Annotated in this window: 19 protein-coding genes; 8 read left to right on the top strand and 11 right to left on the bottom strand. The window is 54.3% G+C overall.

From position 1 onward, the window contains the following. Positions 1-68: 68 nt before the first annotated feature. A complete protein-coding gene (locus K334_RS0105810) occupies positions 69-821 on the bottom strand; it encodes a porin family protein (RefSeq protein ID WP_025881446.1) in 753 nt (250 codons plus the stop codon). Then, positions 818-1,987: a PCMD domain-containing protein gene (locus tag K334_RS0105805; RefSeq protein ID WP_027444656.1), complete on the bottom strand. Its 1,170-nt coding sequence runs from the start codon at positions 1,985-1,987 to the stop codon at positions 818-820. Before K334_RS0105805 ends, K334_RS0105810 begins: the two co-directional genes overlap by 4 nt. 208 nt (positions 1,988-2,195) lie before the next feature. On the opposite strand from K334_RS0105805, the gene K334_RS13565 reads away from it, so the two are divergent. Continuing rightward, positions 2,196-4,052, top strand: coding sequence for a DNA topoisomerase 3 (locus tag K334_RS13565; RefSeq protein WP_025881445.1), 1,857 nt, complete (start codon positions 2,196-2,198; stop codon positions 4,050-4,052). 21 nt (positions 4,053-4,073) lie between these two features. Further along, positions 4,074-6,140 carry a PorE family type IX secretion system protein gene (porE, locus tag K334_RS0105795; RefSeq protein ID WP_027444655.1) on the top strand — a complete coding sequence of 689 codons (2,067 nt, stop codon included), beginning with the start codon at positions 4,074-4,076 and terminating at the stop codon, positions 6,138-6,140. A 21-nt stretch (positions 6,141-6,161) separates the two neighbouring features. Here porE and K334_RS14180 read toward each other — a convergent pair whose 3' ends face one another. Genes K334_RS14180 through K334_RS13555 form a run of 3 tightly spaced genes read right to left on the bottom strand, consistent with a single transcriptional unit; the run spans position 6,162 to position 7,712 of the window. Further along, on the bottom strand, positions 6,162-6,509 hold the full coding sequence (locus K334_RS14180; protein ID WP_081658044.1) for a DUF5056 domain-containing protein: 348 nt from the start codon (positions 6,507-6,509) through the stop codon (positions 6,162-6,164). Next, complete coding sequence (locus K334_RS0105785) at positions 6,493-7,032, bottom strand: RNA polymerase sigma factor (protein ID WP_025881444.1); 540 nt, start codon at positions 7,030-7,032, stop codon at positions 6,493-6,495. The genes K334_RS14180 and K334_RS0105785 overlap by 17 nt, the downstream gene beginning before the upstream one ends. A 5-nt stretch (positions 7,033-7,037) precedes the next feature. Then, positions 7,038-7,712: a DUF6249 domain-containing protein gene (locus K334_RS13555; RefSeq protein ID WP_051218665.1), complete on the bottom strand. Its 675-nt coding sequence runs from the start codon at positions 7,710-7,712 to the stop codon at positions 7,038-7,040. A 131-nt stretch (positions 7,713-7,843) separates the two neighbouring features. Here K334_RS13555 and K334_RS0105775 point away from each other — a divergent pair, with 131 nt between their 5' ends. The 3 genes from K334_RS0105775 to K334_RS0105765 are packed head-to-tail and all read left to right on the top strand — an operon-like array spanning position 7,844 to position 10,413. Continuing rightward, the gene (locus K334_RS0105775) at positions 7,844-9,127 is read left to right on the top strand and encodes a methyltransferase RsmF C-terminal domain-like protein (protein WP_025881442.1); all 1,284 of its coding nucleotides are present in this window, start codon (positions 7,844-7,846) and stop codon (positions 9,125-9,127) included. A gap of 4 nt (positions 9,128-9,131) precedes the next feature. Continuing rightward, entirely contained in the window at positions 9,132-9,926 is a 795-nt protein-coding gene (locus tag K334_RS0105770; protein ID WP_025881441.1) for a thymidylate synthase, read from the top strand. Positions 9,927-9,930: 4 nt separating this feature from the next. Continuing rightward, complete coding sequence (locus K334_RS0105765; RefSeq protein ID WP_025881440.1) at positions 9,931-10,413, top strand: dihydrofolate reductase; 483 nt, start codon at positions 9,931-9,933, stop codon at positions 10,411-10,413. A gap of 98 nt (positions 10,414-10,511) precedes the next feature. Here K334_RS0105765 and K334_RS0105760 read toward each other — a convergent pair whose 3' ends face one another. The 6 genes from K334_RS0105760 to K334_RS14780 all read right to left on the bottom strand — a co-directional run bounded on the left by K334_RS0105760 (position 10,512) and on the right by K334_RS14780 (position 14,203). Next, positions 10,512-11,027 carry an Lrp/AsnC family transcriptional regulator gene (locus K334_RS0105760; protein ID WP_025881439.1) on the bottom strand — a complete coding sequence of 172 codons (516 nt, stop codon included), beginning with the start codon at positions 11,025-11,027 and terminating at the stop codon, positions 10,512-10,514. A 139-nt stretch (positions 11,028-11,166) separates the two neighbouring features. Next, positions 11,167-11,628 carry an ExbD/TolR family protein gene (locus K334_RS0105755; protein WP_025881438.1) on the bottom strand — a complete coding sequence of 154 codons (462 nt, stop codon included), beginning with the start codon at positions 11,626-11,628 and terminating at the stop codon, positions 11,167-11,169. Next, entirely contained in the window at positions 11,625-12,161 is a 537-nt protein-coding gene (locus K334_RS0105750; protein WP_306302579.1) for an ExbD/TolR family protein, read from the bottom strand. The genes K334_RS0105755 and K334_RS0105750 overlap by 4 nt, the downstream gene beginning before the upstream one ends. Next, the gene (locus K334_RS0105745; RefSeq protein WP_025881435.1) at positions 12,158-12,667 is read right to left on the bottom strand and encodes a hypothetical protein; all 510 of its coding nucleotides are present in this window, start codon (positions 12,665-12,667) and stop codon (positions 12,158-12,160) included. The genes K334_RS0105750 and K334_RS0105745 overlap by 4 nt, the downstream gene beginning before the upstream one ends. Further along, positions 12,664-13,524, bottom strand: coding sequence for a MotA/TolQ/ExbB proton channel family protein (locus K334_RS0105740; protein WP_027444654.1), 861 nt, complete (start codon positions 13,522-13,524; stop codon positions 12,664-12,666). Before K334_RS0105740 ends, K334_RS0105745 begins: the two co-directional genes overlap by 4 nt. 73 nt (positions 13,525-13,597) lie before the next feature. Continuing rightward, positions 13,598-14,203, bottom strand: coding sequence for a hypothetical protein (locus K334_RS14780; RefSeq protein ID WP_154655562.1), 606 nt, complete (start codon positions 14,201-14,203; stop codon positions 13,598-13,600). Between the two features lie 50 nt (positions 14,204-14,253). On the opposite strand from K334_RS14780, the gene K334_RS0105730 reads away from it, so the two are divergent. The 3 genes from K334_RS0105730 to K334_RS0105720 are packed head-to-tail and all read left to right on the top strand — an operon-like array spanning position 14,254 to position 18,231. Next, positions 14,254-15,279, top strand: a complete 1,026-nt coding sequence (locus K334_RS0105730) for a DNA adenine methylase (RefSeq protein ID WP_027444653.1) — start codon at positions 14,254-14,256, stop codon at positions 15,277-15,279. Then, positions 15,261-16,190 (top strand): DNA adenine methylase, encoded by a 930-nt coding sequence (locus tag K334_RS0105725; protein WP_027444652.1) that lies wholly within the window; start codon positions 15,261-15,263, stop codon positions 16,188-16,190. Before K334_RS0105730 ends, K334_RS0105725 begins: the two co-directional genes overlap by 19 nt. A 31-nt stretch (positions 16,191-16,221) precedes the next feature. Further along, positions 16,222-18,231: an AlwI family type II restriction endonuclease gene (locus K334_RS0105720; RefSeq protein WP_025880480.1), complete on the top strand. Its 2,010-nt coding sequence runs from the start codon at positions 16,222-16,224 to the stop codon at positions 18,229-18,231. Positions 18,232-18,264: the final 33 nt, after the last annotated feature.

The raw sequence follows: 18,264 nt of genomic DNA, 5'->3' as shown, positions 1-18,264 counted from the left end.
TAAAAGGTGTCATTTGGAAGCCAGTTCCATCATGACACTTTTTATTATATAATTTATCCAAAGGTCTCTTACCTCAGGCTATAATTCAGGCCGACAGTTCCATAAAGAGGATAAAGCGTCTGCTCGATGGTCTTGAAATTGGAGCGATGAATGCCGCTCAGCCCCCAGTTGAATTCGACGAATGCGCCCATGCGGCGGTAGCATTTCCAATCAGCTCCCAGTGAAACACCCCATTGCAGACGGCGCATGTCACTCGAAAAGTCATAGTCGCCCCGCTGCCCGGGCCCACTGCCGATGTCCACTTTGGCACCGGTTGGACTGCCCACGCGCAGATAACCGTCGTGCGCATAGCCAGAGAAGTCGCGTGAAAACACGTATGACAAGTAGGGGCCGAAGCGCAGACGCCAGGCTTCGGCAGGGTGCCAGGCTGCCTGGAGGGGCACTGTGAGCATCCATTCGGCCATCTTGGTCTTCACCTCGCCCGTGAATTGTCCTTCCAATTGCTGCTGTCCCTTGCTGATTCGCATGTGATAGTTCTTCACCCGAGCGTCAACGTTCATGCCCTTGTTTTCCAAACGCAAGCCCACCAACAGGCCCAGACGGCTTGCCAACGGCTTTTCGGCGTCGACACCCACCAGGAAACTGGGTGTCAAGTCATAACTTTTCAGTTCACGGATGGAAGCGGGAAGCCCTACGGGCGCTGTTCCTCCAAGGTTATAACCCAACCGGGCGTCAACCTTCACGTCGTCCAGACCACATTGCTGCGCATGAACGGCCAATGAAAACATGGCCACGCATGCCATTGAAAATATCTTTTTCATTCCTTTACATCCTCCTTTTCACAAATGATTCTTACTTTATCAATCAACAACCGCGAACCCACCGCGCCGACGAAGCTGTCGCCATGCTTGCTCGAAGAGAACACCAGAGCCAGACTATAGCCCCGATTTGCCAATAAATCGAGGTCGAGATCAGCCGTATAGTTGAACTCCACGTCGAATGCCGTCCAACCGTCCGCAGGCTTTACATAGCCCAAATCGGTCATGGCGACTATCTGTTTGCTTGTCTTCACATTCGTTCCATCCAGCACAATGGCCTTTCCTTCATCGTCATGATTGCGATAGAACACGGCATAGATGGAGGCACTGTCGGTTTGGTCGGCCAATACTTTATTATTCCGGTCGGTCAGTTTCTCACCAGGCTTATACTGATAGTAGCCTGTGAAATGAATCGGCTTGCGGTCGAAAGGCCTTCCAAACTGCGTGGCTTGCAGCGGTTTCATGGCCGCGTTACTAAGGTCGAAGAAACCATAGAAGAGGTTTCCTGCCGCAATCGGCATTTTCATCATGGCCCCGAGCATGCCTGTGGAGCGGGTGGTGAGCTGCACGGCCTTGCCATCCATGCCATTTTCGATCGACACCGAAGGGAAGTCGGCCGTGGTTTTGTCCCATGCCGTGATGGCAAAACCTCCATTGCCGGAACCCCAGTCGGTGGACAAGGTGCCGTCGGCATGCCGCTCCTGCCATTCATGGTACAACACACCATTGCCGATTCCCGACGAAATGACATGTTCGAAATTGAACTTTACCGTGTCGTTCAACATCTTGGCCACGGGTTTCACGGCCAGTTGGTAGACACGACGACAGACACCGTCCTGCGAAGTGACAGTGTAGGTGACCGGCCCACGGCTGAAATCTTGCACAGAACCACTCGCGGGGCTGACCGTCGCGCCATCCGTAAGTTTAAAAACAGGAGCCAATGCGCTGATATCAGCCTTGCGGCGCACATCGACTATAATCTCAGAAACGGTTGATGACACGTTTTGAAGGGTGTCGGTTGCATTGTAAAACACGTCATCAGGTTGACTCAAATGAAACGAAATGGCCTCTATGTCGCACTCGGCATTGAGCGGTTCGTCTTTCACACACGATGACATAAGGGCGCATGACAACACGGGCACCCACGCCATCCTTAAAAACTCTCTCATTATAATACCTATTATAGTTTGGTGTTGCAAAGGTACGAAATCACAAGGGAATAACAACTAAATCGTCATGTTAAAATCGTTTCAACGCATCAAGGGCAAGATTGAAACGCCGTTGTCAAGAGGCGGCGTTTCATCCAAAAGATAAAGGCGGCCCTTTGTCATGAAAATTAAAACCCGTATCTTTGCAATTCGAAGCAAAGAGAACACAATGATAGTTTGCATAGCAGAGAAACCCAGCGTTGGAAGAGACATTGCCCGCATCATAGGTGCCACAAGTGACAAGAAAACCTATATGGAAGGCAACGGCTACCAGGTGACATGGACCTTTGGACACCTTTGTTGTCTGAAAGAACCCAATGACTATTCCGAGAACTGGAAGCACTGGAGCCTGGCCGCTCTACCCATGATACCGCAACGATTCGGTATCAAACTCATCGAAGACCAGGGCATCAAGAACCAATTTGCGACCATCGAGAAGCTCATGCAAGCCGCCGACGGTATCATCAACTGCGGCGACGCCGGCCAGGAAGGTGAGCTTATCCAGCGTTGGGTCATGCAGAAGGCACAGGCCAAGTGCCCCGTGAAGCGATTGTGGATAAGCTCCATGACCGACGAAGCCATCCGCGAAGGCTTTCAAAACTTGAAAGATCAAAGCGACTACCAGCCTCTTTACCTTGCCGGACTGTCGCGGGCCATCGGCGATTGGATATTGGGCATGAACGCCACACGCCTCTATACGCTGAAATATGGCCAGAACCGCCAGGTGTTGAGTATCGGACGCGTACAAACCCCTACGCTGGCACTCATTGTCAACCGACAGAAAGAGATTGAAAACTTCAAACCAGAGCCTTACTGGATTCTCGCCACCATCTATCGCGACACGCAATTCACGGCGACAAAAGGCAAGTTCACCAGCAAGGAAGAAGGTGAAGATGCTTTCGCCACCATCGAAGGCAAGCCGTTTACCGTCACAAGTGTCGGCAAAAAGAAAGGAGTGGAGAACCCGCCTCACCTCTACGACCTCACTTCCTTGCAGGTGGATTGCAACAAGAAGTTTGGTTTTTCGGCCGAAACGACCCTCAATCTCGTTCAAAGCCTTTACGAAAAGAAAGTCACCACCTATCCGCGTGTGGACACACAGTATCTGAGCGACGACATATATCCGAAGTGTCCGCAGATCATGAACGGCATTTTCCAGACGAAGTTCGGAGGTCTTTCACCCTATGCCGACCTTGTCAGGCCACTGGGAGGCAAGCCGTTGCCCAAGAGCAAGAAAGTTTTCGACACGAGCAAGGTGACCGACCACCACGCCATCATCCCCACCGGTGTCGTTCCACAAGGCCTTTCCGACATGGAGCGTCATGTTTTCGACCTCATCACACGGCGTTTCATCAGCGCGTTTTACCCCGATTGCAAGTTTTCCACCACCACCGTCTTGGGCGAAATCGACTCGATAGAGTTCAAGGCGTCGGGCAAGGAGATTCTCGACCCAGGCTGGCACGTGGTTTACGAACACAAGAAGGAGGAAGCGGAAACGGCCGATGAAGCCAAGCCGACCGACGAAGAGCGCACGTTGCCGACCTTCGTCAAAGGCGAAAGCGGCCCACACCAACCCACCTTGACCGAGAAGCAGACCACACCGCCCAAATACTACACGGAGGCTACGCTGCTGCGCGCCATGGAAACAGCCGGAAAGTTCGTTGAAGACGAAGAGTTGAGAACAGCATTGAAGGAAAACGGCATTGGCAGACCATCCAGCCGGGCAGGTATCATCGAGACTTTGTTCAAGCGACACTACATCCGTCGCCAGCGGAAGAACCTCATGGCCACGCCGACAGGTATCGAACTCATCGACACGATTCATGAGGAACTGCTCAAAAGCTGCGAGTTGACGGGCATTTGGGAAAAGAAGCTACGCGACATAGAGCACCGGAAATACGATCCCACACAGTTCATCAACGAGCTGAAAGCCCAGATTACGGAGATTATCAACGACGTTTTGTGCGACAACAGCAATCGACGGATCACCATAACAAATGACGGTGACAAGGACAATAGAAAGTAAGTTCTGTACGTTATCATCACGATGAAGATGCGATATGGCAAGTTCGGATTGGCGGCCATGCTGTTCCTGCTGACAGGTTGTGGTGCCGGACAACAACTGAAGAAGGGCGAAGAGCACCTGGCTTTGGGTGAATACTTCGACGCGGCCGCTCAGTTCAAGCTCGCTTATCAGAAAACACCCGCCAAGGAGCGGGAAAAACGGGGCAAGATTGCCGAGCGAATGGCGTTTTGCTATGAGAAAACAAACCAGACACCGAAGGCTATCGCCGCCTTTCGGAACATGGGACGCTATCGCAAAATGACCGTAGAAGAACGCCTGCGCTTTGGCCGATTGTTGCTGAAGGGCGGACAATACAAGGAGGCGGAGAAACTGTTCCAGGCTTTGCACGAAGAGAACAGGGACGATTCCATATTGATTGGCAACGGATTGCAGTCCGCACGCATGGCACCGGTGTGGAAAAAGAACGGCAGCCGCTATCAGGTGAGACGCATGCCCATGCTCAACTCGCGCCGGGCGGAGTATTCCCCCATGCTCGTGGGCGACCAGTCCGATGTTCTCTATTTCACTTCCACACGCAACGACGCCCAAGGTGACGGCCCAAGCGGCATTACCGGCACCAAGCCCGGCGACATCTTCCGAAGCACCAAGGACGCCAAAGGAAACTGGCAAAAGCCCGAACCCGTCGCGGGAGGACTGAATACGGCGTTCGACGAAGGAGCTTGCGTCTTCTCCCCGGACCAAAGAACGATGTATTTGACGCAATGTGAGGAAGATGCGGCCAATCCCCGAATGGCTCAAATCATGACATCGGCCATGCAAGACGCCCAATGGGGCAAGGCCGAGAAGCTCGAAATCAGCAGCGATACCTTGTCTTCCTTCGCCCATCCGGCCGTCTCTCCCGACGGCAAGTGGCTCTATTTCACGAGCAACATGCCCGGCGGCGAAGGCGGACTCGACATCTGGCGCGTCGCCATCACGGCCCACGGACTGGGTGGCGTGGAGAATCTGGGCAAGCCCATCAACACGCCCGGCAACGAGGAGTTCCCCTCTTTCCGCCCCAACGGCGACCTCTATTTCTCCAGCGACGGCCATCCGGGCATGGGCGGGCTCGACATCTACATCGCACGATACGACAAGGTGAGGCAGACTTACACGCTTTCGCATCCCGGCTATCCGCTCAACAGCATGGCAGACGACTTCGGAATGACCTTTGAAGGCTTCAAGAACAAAGGCTATTTCGCCTCGAACCGTGACGACGGACATGGCTGGGACCATCTATATGCCTTCGAGAATCCTGAAATCGTGCAGACCATCAAGGGCTGGGTCTATGAGATTGACGGCTACGAACTGCCGCAGGCTCAGGTGTACTTGGTCGGCAACGACGGCACGAACATGCGGTTGAGCGTGAAAGGAGACGGCTCTTTCACGCAAGAGGTGCATCCCGGTGTCGATTATGTCATGCTGGCCACGTGCAAAGGCTACCTGAATCACAAGGAAGAAACGCAAGTCATCCCACGCAAGGAGAGCTTTGAGCAGGTCATCCAGTTCCCGCTGGCGTCCATCACGGCCCCGGTACTGATCGACAACATCTTCTATGACCTGAACAAGGCCACGCTCCGCCCCGAATCGGCCCAGACCTTGGACAAGCTGGTGCAACTCCTGAACGACAATCCGCATGTCGCCATCGAACTGGGAGCGCACTGCGACTACCGTGGAACGGCCGAATACAACCGCCAACTGTCACAAAGAAGGGCGGAAGCTGTCGTCAACTATCTGATTGAAAAAGGAATTTCCGCACAACGATTGGCGGCCAAAGGGTATGGAAAAGCCATGCCGAAGACCGCCAACCGCAAGCTGACGGAGAAATACACGTGGCTCAAACAAGGTGATGAACTGACCGAAGCATTCATCGAAAAGCAAACGAAAGAGAATCAGGAAATTTGCAACCAGCTGAACAGAAGAACCGAATTTCGGGTCACGAAGACGACTTTCGGCCTGTTGGACAAGGACGGCAAACTCATCAAGGACGCGCTGAAAGCTGCCAAGAAGGAAAACACCGCCGATGAAAACTACATGATTGAAGAGTAGCCGACCGACATCACGAAGTCGTCAATTCGTACTTTCCGCCATATTGTAGACTGCGACGATGGCCGTCGACAACACACCGAGATAGATTAGGAAAGGAGACACGCCGCCAAACTCGAAGGAAGCCAGGCTGCCCGCCAAGTCGCCGCTCAACCGGAGCCACACGCCCTGTATGGCGGCAGCCCCGTCCAACAGGACGAAAAGCCCCAGCCCGACGAGCATACAGGCCGCAGTCCAAAGGCGGTTGAGCCACAACGCCTTCCCGGGAAGCCGCTCCATCACGCGTCGGGTGAAGCCGTCGTCGGCAATCTCCTGCCGATTGTCCGCAAAGAATCGCGCTATCAGTTCTTCATCATTATCCTTCATATCCATTCTGCTTTAAATATTTTGCCAGTTTCTGCTTGCTTCGGGACAGGTGCGACTTGACGGTTCCCTGCGGCAAGTGGGTTACTTCCGAGATTTTGTCGATGGGGTGGCCCTCCATCAGCTGCAAGGTGACGCACAACCGTTCCGTCTCCGACAGGATTTCCAGTGCCTTGTAAATATCCATCTGCTCGGCTATCGAGACATGGTCGGCACCTACCCGCCTCACTTCCGCCGTGTCCAGGTCCGTCGTCAGCTTGTGTCTCCTCACATAATCGTAGTACACGTTATAGGCAATGCGGTAGAGCCAGGTGGAGAACCCCGACAAACCACGGAACTGTCTGATGTTCACGTATGCCTTCACGAAGCACTCTTGGGCGAGATCGTCGCTCAACGCCGCGTCTCCCAAAGTCTGGTTGAGGAAGAAGCGACGTATAGGTGACTGATATTTCACAACCAGCTTGTCGAAAGCCTTGCGGTTGTGAAACACAGCCACCTGCGTAACAAGAGAGATATCGTCCAATTCTTTCAAAATCGTTAGAACTCCGGTGTAGGGTCTTCTTTGTCGTTTGACGGGTCACGGTGCGCGGACTTCTTGGCGATATAGATTTGTCCGCCGCCCATACAGGCCACCAACACGCCAATACCTACCAACGGAGACGCTCCCAGGAAGTAGAAGAACAGGGCCAAGCCTATGCCCAGCGACACGTTCTTCACGCCTTTCTGCCACAACGCTTCATCCGATCGTCCGTCTCGCGGCTTCACTCCATCGGGCACCGGCTGTCCTGTCGCCATGGCCTGCTCGGCTATCGCCACCCGGTCGTTATGTCTCTTCAGCATGAAACGGATGATCAGGGCCAATATAATGAAAGGTGAAAGCAGCAATAGGAATATGAATACGACGACCAACAAAGCCAACAAGACGCCCCCGACGCCCAACGTACCCGCGAAAAGTTTGTTCAGAAAGTGCTGGACGGCTGTCTCTTCCCAATCGGAATTCAAATCCTTGTCCACAAATGCCGGCTCGTCGGCGACCGTATCTTCAACCGCGGCGACACTCGTCGTGTCCGAATAGGCTTCAATGCCGGTGCTTGAAGAGTCTGCCACAGCCGTGGCGACAGGGTGATGACGGTGCTTGGGGCCTGCGTTTACTACGAGTGTTCCCAGCGTAAGACTCAAAATCAGGGCTGTAAAATATCTTTTCATGTTCATAGTTTTTATCAAATGATTCACTGTTTAGACGCTAAGTGCCGGACATTGGTTGCAAAGTAACGACATTTTTTCTTAAATATGACCGGCTTGCCGCCTATATACAATATTATTTTTCTACTTTTGCAATCGTTATGAAGTTTCCCGAAGCATTCACTTCCTACACGCGCCGGCTGATGGGCGACAAACTTTTCGCCTGTCTGGAACAAGGCCTTGCGGCACAACCGCCTGTCAGCCTCCGCCTCAACCCATTCAAGACGGCCGGCATGGAACCGGCCGCAGCCCATGAACCGATAGGGTGGTGCGACGAAGGCTTCTATCTTTCAGACCGCCCCAGCTTCACGTTCGACCCCTTCTTCCATGCCGGTCTCTATTACGTACAGGAAGCTTCATCCATGTTTGTGGCCCATGTCGTCAGACAACTGGCCCCTTCTCCCGTTCACATGCTCGACCTCTGCGCCGCTCCGGGTGGCAAGACCACCTGCGTCATGGGCGCGCTGCCCTCCGGAAGCGTACTCTTCAGCAACGAACCCGTGAAGCTCCGGGCGCGGATTCTCTGCGAGAATGTCCTGAAATTCGGCCACCCCGACATCTACGTGACGAACAACCATGCCCGCGACTATCAGAAAACGCGGCTCAAGTTCGACCTCATCCTGGCCGACGTGCCCTGCTCCGGCGAGGGAATGTTCCGCAAGGACGAGGGTGCCATCGAGGAATGGAGTCCCGCCAACGTGGCGAAATGTGCCCAATTGCAGCGCGAAATCGTCCGCGACATCTGGCCATGCCTGAACGACGGCGGCCATCTCATCTATTCCACATGCACCTTCAACGCGCATGAAGACGAGGAAAACGCCAACTGGATAGCCCAAGAACTGGGTGCTGACTTCGTGACCATCCCCACAAAGCCCGAATGGAACATCACGGGAAGCCTGACGGACGGTCACCCCATGTACCGTTTCATCCCGGGAAAGACCCGCGGCGAGGGGCTCTTCATGGCCGTCTTGCGAAAGCGGGGGGCCGCCGACACGCTCCCCCGCCCGTCCGACAAGCCGCTGGCGGCCTGGAAAGAGAAAGACATGAAAGGGCTCCGCGTCCTGGCGCATGGCGTCAGCGCGCCGCAGCAAAAGGGCAAGGACCTGATACCCGACATCTCGGAGGCCCTCTCCATCCTGCCCCACAAGGGGCGTTACGCCACGGTCGATGTCGACTACCCTGCCGCCATCGCCTATTTGCGCCGCGAAGCCATCATACTGCCACCGCAAACGCCGCGCGGAATCGTCCTGGTCACCTTCCACGGACAGGCGCTCGGCTTCGCCAAGAACCTCGGCAACAGGGCCAACAACCTCTTTCCACAGGAATGGAAGATAAAAAGCAGCCATCAACCGCCCTTCGCGCCAATCTTGAAAATCAAACCATAAAGCGATGAAACAATATTTAGACCTACTCAATCGAATCGTGACGGAAGGCCATCGGAAGGGTGACCGCACCGGCACCGGCACCTTGTCCGTGTTCGGTCATCAAATGAGATTCGACCTGGAAGACGGTTTTCCTCTGCTCACTACGAAGAAATTACATCTGAAGAGCATTATCTATGAATTGTTGTGGTTCCTCAAAGGCGACACCAACGTGAAGTATCTACAGGAACACGGCGTGAGAATCTGGAACGAATGGGCCGACGAAAACGGCGAACTCGGCCCCGTCTACGGCCACCAGTGGCGGTCGTGGCCCGACTATCAAGGCGGCACCATCGACCAGATACAGAATGTCCTGGACTTGATCAGGCACAACCCGAACTCCCGCCGCATGATCGTTTCGGCCTGGAATCCGGCCGAAGTCGACCAGATGGCGCTGCCGCCATGCCACTGTCTCTTCCAGTTCTACGTGGCGGAAGGCCGCCTCAGCCTGCAACTCTACCAGCGCAGCGCCGACACTTTCCTGGGCGTTCCGTTCAACATCGCCAGCTATGCGCTGCTGTTGATGATGATGGCGCAGGTGACGGGCCTCAAGCCGGGCGAGTTCGTCCATACGACGGGCGACACGCACCTGTATCTGAACCATCTGGAACAGGCCAAGCTGCAGCTGACCCGCACGCCGCGGTCACTGCCCGTCATGAAACTGAATCCCGAAGTGAAAGACCTTTTCGCCTTCCGGTACGAGGATTTCGAACTGACCGACTATCAACCGTGGCCTCACATCCCGGCCCAAGTATCCGTATAAGCCCATGCACATCCACATGATTGCCGCCGTGGCCCGCAACAGAGCCATCGGCTTCGAGAACAAACTCCTGTATTGGCTGCCCAACGACCTGAAAAGATTCAAGTCGCTCACCACCGGCCACACCATCATCATGGGCCGGCGCACCTTCGAGTCGCTGCCCAAGGGAGCGTTGCCCAACCGCCGCAACATCGTGTTGAGCCGCAGTCCACGCCGATTCGAGGGCTGCGAATGTTTCCAATCGCTGGACGAGGCGCTCCTCCACTGCCGCCCCGATGAGGACATCTACGTCATCGGCGGGGCCGGACTCTACGCCTCAGCCATCGAAAAGGCCGACCGTCTGCGCCTGACGGAAGTGGACGACACGCCCCGGAAGGCCGACGCGTTCTTCCCGCCATACGACGACTGGACGCCGACGGCCCGCGAACATCACGAAAAAGACGAGAAACATGCCTACAGCTATGACTTCGTAGACTATGAAAGAAAGTAGACGAGACACCCGGGGCACCCCGAAATGAAACAAAAAGAAATCCTGCAATCGGCGCAAAGGCTCATTGCAGGATTTCTTGTATGGCCTGTGGCGACTCACTACTCGGCCTTCTCGCTGTCAGTAGCGGCTTCCTCCTTCGCCAAACCGTCCTCTATGATCGAGATTGGCAACTGACGGTCGAAAGAAGTGCCGAAAGAGATGATCGTTTCGCTGCGCGACAAGCCCAATGGTTGCAACTTGTCGTGAATCAATTCCACCAAGTGGTGGTTGTTGCGGGCGTACAACTTGATGAACAAATCCATCCCACCCGTCGTCATGTGGCACTCCACCACCTCGGGAATCTTGCGCAACGCCTCGATCACATGGTCGTGATCGGAGGGATCTTTCAGGTATAAGGACACGTAAGCGCAGGTCTCGTAGCCTATCCTTTCAGGGTCGATGATGAACTGAGAGCCCTTGATAATGCCCAAATTTGACAACTTTTGAACTCGCTGGTGGATGGCCGCGCCACTGACATTGCAGGCCCGTGCCACTTCCAAGAACGGTATTCTCGCGTCTTCGGAAACGAGCCGGAGAATCTTCTTGTCTAAAGAATCTAAATTATGATGTCCCATTTGATTATAATATTTGATGACAAAATTACTATAAAAGTTTAAATGTTGCAAGATAACCGCACGTTTTATGCTGATTTATTCCTAATATAACAAAAAACAACAACAATTAAAAGAGTTGTCGCAAATGAGCCTTCACGAATCACTTCGTGGTCTTCTGCGTTGCCGAATAGCTCACTTTCAACGCTCCTGCTCGGCGAAGCGCCTGCTTCACTTCGGTTATCAACTCCATCTTCGTGTCGCGGTCGGCCTTGATCGAGACCGTCATCTGCTGACGGTCTTCGGGCGACATGCGGCTCCGCACAGCCGCAATATGGTCTGACAGCTCTGCCAGCGTGACCAGCTTGTCATCGACCTGGATGACCGTGCGGTCCGATCTGACGCCGGCCGTCATGGGTCGGCCTATATATATATAGGTGACGGCCGACTTCCCGACAAGTTTCGACAACTCCCTGCCTTGCGGTTCGCGATACTTCACCTTGAGCGTGACTTGCCGCATGTGTGTGACGATCATGAAGAAGAACAGCACCGAAAATATCAAATCGGGCAACGAGGCCGTATTCAGGCCAGGCATTTCGGGGCGGGAACGGCGGAATCGGCTCATTGCGGGCCTCCTTTCGCTGCCGTGTGGTAGGTTTCCGAGATGCGTTGCGGACACAATTCGCGAATCCGGTCACGCTCGACCGGCGTCAACCGGCCATATCCCCTGCCGAACTTGCGCCGCGACATCGCGTCGCGCCAGTGCCGATAGGCGATTGCCAGCGTGTTCTGCAACTGGAAATAGACGTCATAGGCGGCGGCCGGGTCTGCGTCGACCTGAATCAGGTGGGCGGCGCCTCGCTCCTCGATGAACCGCTCTATCCGCCCGCCGGCCTGCCCGGGAGACAGGGGTTCGCCGTCGGCCAGCAACCGATTGTCGGCCGTTATCGTCAGCAACAGCAAGTCCTGCCGGTCCACCTCGGCCTCTTTCTGCTCCCGCTTCGTGTCGGCGGGCGGCAACTGGCGCGCAATTCCCTTGTCGACATCCATGGAGGAGGCCACCAAGAAGAATATCAACAGCATGAAAGAGATGTCTGCCGTCGATGTCGTGTTGAGTCCGGGAACCTGACGAATGCGTCTTCTGAACATGCGTTTCATTTGCTCTTACGTCGATAGCGGGTGGCGCCATAGCCGACAGCGGCCACGGCTGCCGCCAGCAAAGCCCCGCCGGTATAAATAAAGACATCGGCCAACTTGAGCCACAGCTTGTCCGTGAAGGCCGCGCCATTGATCGACAACGGCTCGGAAGACGCCACGACGGCCGACAACGCCACGACACCTACGAGCGAACAGAGCAGCAACCGCACAATCCTGCGCGTCGGCACGTTGTTCTCGCAGGCTGATGTGGAAGCCCGCCGGCGCTTGGCGTCGACAATCCTCTTCACCACGACGAGTGCCACGGCCGCCCCCACCAACGCCATGGCCAGCCAGAGGATGGCGTCGGTGAAGAGAGGGGCGTTGAATTCGGGATTCTCCTCGTAGGGAAAGTCGAATCCTATGAGATAGAAAAGCATGAAGACGACGGCCACAAGCCCCATCAGCACGTAGAGCACACGCTGCGAGAGCTTCTCGGAAGGCCATTGGCGTATCGTTCTCAACTTCATTTCTTCAGCTTATATTTCATGATGGAGTCGAGCAACGAAATGGCCGACTCCTCCATTTGCGACGTGATGTGGTCGATCTTCGACAAGATATAATTGTAGAACACCTGCAATACAAGGGCTACGATGATACCGAAAATGGTCGTAATCAGGGCCACCTTCATGCCCGAGGCCACAATCGTGGGGCTGATGTCGCCGGCCGTCTGTATCTGGTCGAAGGCCATCACCATGCCGATGACCGTTCCCAGGAAGCCCAAGGAGGGGGCCATGGCGATGAAGAGGGTTATCCACGAGCAGCCTTTCTCCAGGTTCGCCGCCTGCACCGTGCCGTAGGAAACCACCGAACGCTCGATGTTGTCAATTGATTCGGCGGCCCGCAGCAGTCCCTGATAGCAGATGGAAGCCACCGGTCCGCGCGTTTCGCGGCACATGTCCTTGGCTCCTTCCACGTCGCCCGCCATCAACTTGTCGTCCAAGTCGGCCATGAACTTCTTGGCATTGATTTCCGAGAGGCTCAAGTAGATGATTCTTTCGATGCAGAAGGCCAGGCCCAGCACCAGGGCAAGGGCCACCAACGACATGAAGCCGGCATTGCCTTCGATGAACTTCGACTTCAACAACTGGTGGAAGCCGGCCGCTTCCTGCCCCTCCAACTCGTCGGGCATGAGCGGCATGTCCGCAGCGGCCAGCGTGGCGGAGTCGGCCTCCAGACTGTCGACAGCCGCCGAATCGCCCGCAGCGGGCCGTGGCGGCGGCATGGCGGCGGCCTGTCGGCCCGGCGTCGGCTGCCCGAAGACGGGCACATTCGTTACTGCCATCAGCACAATCGACAGGCAGAGGCAAGCCATTATCTTCTTCATAAATACTACAAATCGATACTATTTTGACAAGCAAAAGTACATATAATATTCCTGTCGACAAAAAACGCGATTATCATTTAACTTTATTTGAAGCGTCGGGGGCGGGTGTCGGGGCGGCAGCCGATGGGTGATTGATGTCAGAAAAAACTTTACAAACACATTCCCGTGGCTCCATTGTTTTCAAACAAATCATTTCTTGTCCGAAACAAGCGGTTTTCTGCCATCTTCGCAATACGCTCATTATCAACCATTTGCCTTTTTCACCCGTAACAAAGGGGCCTTTTCGTCTCCTCATCGCATGGCGATTGGCCTCCACCCGACGCGTTTTCAGGCAGTCAGAACAGCCTTTCGAGCGCACAAGAGCACAGCGATTGCACGCCCATCCCTTTCCTTTTGCGGCATCACCGGCCTGTTTTCGGCTCCCGACCGGCCATCCCGCCCATCCAACGAGCTGAATGCGCACTTTCAAAAGGTCGTTTTTATTGTCATAAATATTGACAAACACCATCAGTCCACCACCCCGGCACGCCGTCGTTCCGGGGCTTGGAGCGCCATGCCGCCACGCCGGTGCCGCCAGCGGAGGGACAGCAACGCCGGAAAAGCCGCTTCGCAAGCGCCCAAACAAATCCATTTGCAGGACATTTGACGTTTTTATACACCCAAAGCGTTCGTATTTCACTAAAAAGAAGTAGTTTTGTATTACGCTAAAGGAAGAGCCCTTAAAAGAAAATGTTAGATACTTTCAACATAAGCAACCGAAGATATTTAGGAAATAAATACAAGCTGCTGGACTGGATAAAGGACGTGGTGAAGGACAATTGTACGCATGTGCAATCCTTTTTCGACGTCTTTTCGGGCACAGGAAGCGTGGCGTCGGCCTTCACCGACAAGCGGCTGGTCGTCTGCGACATGATGCGCAGCAACTATCTGGCGGCCCTTTGCTGGTTCTCGCCCGAAGCCGTCGACCGTGAAAAGCTGACGGCACTGCTGGAACACTACAACCAATACGACGCGAGCAACGAGCAGAACTATATGTCGGACGAGTTTTCAGACACCTATTTCAGCCATGCCACATGCCAGAAGATTGGTTTCATCCGTGACGACATACAACGACTGTACGACCGGGGAGACGTAAACGAACGCGAACGGGCCTGCGTCATCACGTCGCTGTTCTACGCCATGGACCGCATTTCGCATACCTGCGGCCACTACGACTCGTTCATCAGGGACGGCCGATATGAAGGCACGCTGACCCTGCGGCTTCCCGACAACCGCTATGCGCTCCATTCGGAGAACCGTATATACTGCGCCGACTCGAACAAGATAGCCCAACAGGTCGAAACGGACGTGGCCTATCTCGACCCTCCATACAACAGCAGGCAGTATTGCGACGCCTATCATCTGCTGGAAAACATCGCCATTTGGGACAAGCCGGCCGTGTTCGGCGTGGCAAGGAAGATGGATCGCAGCCAGATGAAAAGCAGATACTGCAAGAACGGACAAGCGGCAGAAGCGTTGGAAGACCTCGTCGGCAAGCTCCGTTGCCGCTACATCCTGTTCTCTTACAACAACAATGGGAAGAAACTGCAGACCCGCTCCAACGCCAAGCTCAACGACGAGGACATCGTCAGAATCCTGTCCACACGCGGCGATGTGAGGATTTTCACGAAAGACCACCGCGGATTCGACGCCGGCAAGAGCGAAATGAACAAAGACAACCAAGAGAGGCTTTTCCTATGCAACGTTCGCAGATAAAGAAGTACATTGCTTCCCCGCTGAACTACATCGGCGGAAAGGCCCGCATTCTGGACCAGTTGCTGCCCCACATGCCCGCGGACATCGACACGTTTGTCGACTTGTTCTGTGGCGGTTGCAACGTCGGCATGAACGTCGAGGCCGCCCACACCGTCTACAACGACATCTCCAAGCCGTTGATAGGATTGCTCCGTACATTCGAGAGGATGGAAAACGGGCAGATTGTAGACCGCATCAATGCCTTGATCGACGAGTTTGGATTCAGCAAAACGCGCCATCACAGCTTCTCCTATTACGGCGGCGACGCCAATCTTGGCGTCTCCGTCTACAATCGCGGGAAATATCTGAAACTCCGAGAGCGGTTCAATGCCCATCCCGTCAAAGACGAACAATACTACATTTTGCTCTATACGCTGATACTTTTCGGCTTCAACAATCAGCTGCGGTTCAACGGGAACGACCAATTCAACCTGCCCGTAGGCAAGCGGGACTTCAATACGACCATCGAAGCGAAGCTCGTCCGATTTCTCGACGCACTGCGTTTGCAGAGCCATGAGTTCCATACACGCGACTTCAGAGACTTCGATTTCGGACAACTGACCGAACGGAGCCTGGTCTATTGCGACCCTCCCTACCTCATCACAACGGCCACCTACAACGAGAAAGCGGGCTGGACACGGAACGACGAGCAGGAGTTGACCGACCTTCTGGACGTTCTGAACGAACAGGGAGTGAGGTTTGCCCTGTCAAACGTACTGGAGCACGAGAGCAAACGCAACGACATGTTGCAGGAATGGATAGACCGCAACGACTACAGAGTGCACGACATCTTCATGGATTACCACCACAGCAACTACCAGAAGAAGTCCAAGAAGGCGGAATCCAGGGAGGTGCTCATCACCAATTACTGACCTTTCCACCCCATAACACCAATATATCACCATGCAGGAATACGACAAGATACCCTATGCCTCATTCCTTTGGAAACTGGGCAACACCTCTTTCAGAACACGGACATTCAACAAGATGACAGAGTTGCAACTGCGACTGCTGGACGATTTCTGGGCCATGCCCGAAAACAAGGGGCTGGGTTGGGAGATTGCCACAGAGGGACAGGCCGACATCTACGACGTCAAGAACCGTTATTACGACTGGCTTGTGGCGAAAGGGTTCACCAAAGGCGACGACAAAATCAAATACAAGGCGGCCCGGGAGAAGACCAGTGGGCTTTATGCCATGGGGCTCATCAACCGTGAACACCGACTGACGGAAGTGGGGAAAGAGCTTCTCGACATGGCGGAAGACCAAAGCTATCTGGAGAAAACCCCGCTGGGCATTCCCAAAGACTCCCTGCTCTACCTGCAACAACTGCTCAAACTCGGCGACAACAACACGGAGAAGCTGGTCAGGCCGCTCATCGTCGTCATCCATCTGCTGGCGAAACTCGACTATCTGACCAACGACGAGTTCCGGTATCTTGCGCCGCTATGCACGGACAAGACCTCGACGGAACGCATCCTGCACTGCATCCAGGAGCTAAGACACGGCAAAGGTTCGACAGACCGCATTCTCGTCGACTTTCTGCTCACCAAGAAAAACTATAAAGAGGGCCGGCAACGCTTTGTTGAAAACGAGTTTTCAGAAGACTTGTTGCTGTCGGTCAGCATGAATCGGAAGAGCGCCACCTATGACAAAGCCTACACTCGGGTGTATCGCGAACTGCATGCGGTTTACATGGAGCACGACGACAGTCGCATTCTCCCCCTGTTTGAGTCATTCAAAAGACTACAACCATCGATTTCAAGCAAATGGAAAACGCTGCTGTTCGACACGAACCTGACCTCTGCCGTAAAGGCATCGCCGTTGGAACACTTGCTTCCATTGCCCTTGGAGGCGGTGACTTCGGAAGCGACCTTCAAGGATTTCTTCTTCAAGACCATGCACCTGAACAAGGCAAAGGCTACGCTCGAAGACTACAGAGACCTGAACCAACGCTATCTGGGGCTGACGAATTGCTTCATCTTTGCGGACAACCGGGTGATACTCGATGTCGTTCCGAAATACATTTTCGGCAGAGCCATCACGCAATTATACGAACAAGCCTTTCAGAAAAGCGAACTTCTGTTCAGAAACAGCACGTTGGAAGAAATATGCCCGACACTGGCTTTCGACGAAAAAGCGGTCATCAACGGGCTGAACCAGGAGCTGGGGACAAGCATTGTCGACATCAACGAGGCCTACGACGAAGTGGACCGGATACGCTACAAACGCCTGAACACGCTCATAGACGAAAGGTTTGACGACAAGACGCTGCTCAATTTGCTCCACGATTTCGAAGTGCGGAACGACAAGAACATCAATCTGCTGGTGACGGACAACGCCGACATCCCCACCATCTTCGAGTATATACTGGGCATTATCTGGTATAAGACGAGCGAAAGACGGGGCAAACTCTTGGACTATCTCAAGCTTTCGCTTGACGCCAACTTGCTTCCTGTCACCCATGCGGCCGGCGGTGAGGCCGACATCGTATATGAATACGACCCGACTTCCGACTATCCCGCCCATCACTTGCTGCTCGAAGCAACGTTGGCAGACGGCACCAACCAGAGAAGAATGGAGATGGAACCCGTTTCAAGGCACGTGGGCAACCACCTACTGAGGACCGGCAACAAGGACAGTTACGGCATATTCATGACAACCTACCTGCACATAAACGTGATAAGCGACTTCAAATGCAGGAAACACGTGCCCTATTTTGACGTACAAAATACCGACCAATACATCGCAGGCATGAAGATTACGCCACTCGACACACAGGATTTGAAGGCCATCATTGCGAAAGGAATAAAGTATAAGGAGCTGTATGGCCGATTTGAACAGGCCTATCGGGAAGCCGACGACCATCCCAACCCCAAGGAATGGTATGAGAACTTGGTCTGCTTGCACTGAAACCAGCACGCCTGCAATGCAGACTTGAAGACT

Source organism: Segatella baroniae DSM 16972 = JCM 13447 (genome assembly GCF_000426585.1).
Lineage (GTDB): Bacteria > Bacteroidota > Bacteroidia > Bacteroidales > Bacteroidaceae > Prevotella > Prevotella baroniae.
This window is presented reverse-complemented; position numbering and strand designations above follow the sequence as displayed.